This window comes from Anaerovibrio sp., assembly GCF_045637405.1.
Taxonomy (GTDB): Bacteria; Bacillota; Negativicutes; order Selenomonadales; family Selenomonadaceae; genus Anaerovibrio.
Map to the genome: position 1 here is coordinate 1 of NZ_JAZTZI010000046.1, position 2,380 is coordinate 2,380.

The window sequence follows — 2,380 nt, forward strand, 5'->3', positions numbered from 1 at the left end:
TGGTTAGGGCCTTTTCGTGGTGAAAAAATCATTAATAGTCGCGCATATTGTTAATTATACTAGGGTTATTATATGCTACAAAATTAGGTTACCTTGCCTTTCACAAGCTGATTATATCTATTATTGGCAAAATTTCCCGGCGTTACTCCTGTAATCTGCTTGAATTGGCGGGAAAAATGACTTTGGTCTGTATAGCCCAGGTCGGCAGCAATATTTGCCGGTGAATTATGGATTTGGCGATGACTCTACTTTGAGTAGGTAGAAATACGCATCATTTTAGACTATGATTTTGACAGATGAATGACTTAACATATTTGGAGGGCAAAAATGAATCAATATGTAACCGGGACTATAATTAAGCGCTTTCGTGAGAAAAGAGAAATTACACAGGTACAGCTGGCGCAAAGTTTGAATGTAAGTGATAAGACCATTTCAAAATGGGAGACTGGACGTGGGTACCCGGACATAACCTTGCTGGAGCCGTTAGCGGAGGCATTGGGGGTGTCAGTAATGGAACTTTTGGCCGGAGAGAGCGTGAGCAATACTAATCGCTGTTTCAACATGAAAAAAATACAATTCTACGTATGTCCTATATGTGGCAATTTAATCACCGCTACAGGTGAAGCAGTCATTAGCTGTTGCGGCATTATGCTGCCGAGCCTGGAGGCTGAGGAGGCTGATGCAGATCATGGACTGAAGGTAGAAAAAATAGAGGACGAGTTCTATATCAAGCTGGATCATCCCATGAGCAAAGAACATTTTATATCCTTTGTAGCTGCAGTAAGGGAGGATGGATGTGAACTAAAAAAACTATATCCTGAAGGGGACGCAGAGGCTCACTTTAAATATCGCAACACGCGGTGGCTGTACTATTATTGCAATCACCATGGACTCTTTCGGTTAAAAATGGATACTGTAATATAACCATATTTATACTATGAGAAAGAAGGGTATTATATGAAAATTAAGGTCTAAATGGATAATTTGCCAGTGGAAAACTATTTAAATGAGAGGTTAGGGCCTTTTCGTATTTTGTACTTTGAAATAGTCCAACCAAACCTTAAACCTGTCCTGGGCGGTTCGGCAGGTGTCCAACAAATAGCCTGGTTCCTTTATCCATTCCTTTAATCCGCGATAATAATACCCCTTTAAATCATCACTGATAATAAATGGTGTAATGCCGTTTCTTAAACATTCCTTGAACATTATCAGTCTGCCTATACGCCCGTTGCCATCCTGAAATGGGTGAATATGTTCAAAATCATGATGAAATGCCACTATATCCTCAAAGGATTTCACTTTCTCCAAATTATAATTTTTTAGTAATTGTTTTATTTCGAATGACACATTTTCCGGGGCAGTGGTGGCAAGACCACCTACTTCGTTTGGCATTCTTTTATAATCTCCAACAACAAACCAAGATTTTCGGCTGTCAGAGGTTCCCGATTTTAAGCATAAATGGAGCTGCTTTATAAAGGATTCACTTAGCTTGTATCTGGCGGCATCGATTATCATATTTATACAACAAAAGTGGTTGGCCGTTTCAACTATATCGTCTACTTTAATCGCATCACTGTCTACACCGATAGTATTGGTTTCAAAAATAAATCTGGTTTGGTCATGGGTGAGGCTGTTGCCCTCAATGTGGTTGGAATTGTAGGTTAATTCTATCTGGACCTTGTGATAGATACCGCCTTTTATTCCAGCCATTTTTTCCTGTTGTAGTCTGGTCAGCAAATCGTCAGAAATTTTGCCTGCCCGTGGTTTTCTGGGAGGTTTAGGGGCAGTAGCAGGTATTTTCCAGATTTTACCCTCCAATACCGCGCCTCTCACCTTACCAGTGGCGCAATAATTTCTTGCACTTCTCTCCGATACCTTCCAATTGGAAGCCGCCTCACTGACACTTATGTATTTCATCGTTTCTGCCCCTCCCCATATGAGCTTCTACGAGCCTTGTTTCAATTATATCATAAAATCGGCTAAATATACTGTGTTTTCTTGTGCATATTATGGAGTTTATTTTGCCGATAGAATAAAGGGCTGTTATGTACATATTTATATAATTCGAACCGCTATCAATCTCACATGGTGATATTAATGGTGAAAATTTCTGTAATTTGGCAGGAAATAGGGGTGAAATGTCGAAAAAAATGGCGGAATTTTCATGCAAATAAAGGTTTCCATGGGGTGCAGGTGATTCTGCCAAGGGTTATTTTTACTGGAGAAAGTGGTGGAAACAAAATGAAGATATTGTTAGCATATTTACGTACGTCTTTTAACAGAAAGTATTACATAAATTTGATAAGTATTACTTTATTTTTTTAAATTACAATGTATTATTGTTATCTAAATATTGCCTGAAACGAATTTCGATGGGCAT

General features: G+C 38.9%; 3 protein-coding genes. 1 reads left to right on the plus strand and 2 read right to left on the minus strand.

Annotation, left to right across the window (positions count from 1 at the left end; genetic code table 11):
- Positions 1–83 precede the first annotated feature (83 nt).
- The gene (locus tag ACKI5G_RS03490; RefSeq protein ID WP_407397680.1) at positions 84–233 is read right to left on the minus strand and encodes a helix-turn-helix domain-containing protein; all 150 of its coding nucleotides are present in this window, start codon (positions 231–233) and stop codon (positions 84–86) included.
- Positions 234–327: 94 nt separating this feature from the next.
- Here ACKI5G_RS03490 and ACKI5G_RS03495 point away from each other — a divergent pair, with 94 nt between their 5' ends.
- Positions 328–924, plus strand: coding sequence for a helix-turn-helix domain-containing protein (locus ACKI5G_RS03495; RefSeq protein ID WP_407397676.1), 597 nt, complete (start codon positions 328–330; stop codon positions 922–924).
- A 90-nt stretch (positions 925–1,014) separates the two neighbouring features.
- On the opposite strand, the gene ACKI5G_RS03500 is transcribed toward ACKI5G_RS03495, so the two are convergent.
- On the minus strand, positions 1,015–1,917 hold the full coding sequence (locus tag ACKI5G_RS03500) for a Fic family protein (RefSeq protein WP_407397678.1): 903 nt from the start codon (positions 1,915–1,917) through the stop codon (positions 1,015–1,017).
- Between the last annotated feature and the right edge of the window lie 463 nt (positions 1,918–2,380).

What these genes read in the sequence shown, in the direction of transcription:
- ACKI5G_RS03495 (WP_407397676.1), top strand. Translation starts at nt 328, where the DNA reads ATGAATCAATATGTAACCGGGACTATAATTAAGCGCTTTCGTGAGAAA.
- ACKI5G_RS03500 (WP_407397678.1), bottom strand. Translation starts at nt 1,917, where the DNA reads ATGAAATACATAAGTGTCAGTGAGGCGGCTTCCAATTGGAAGGTATCG.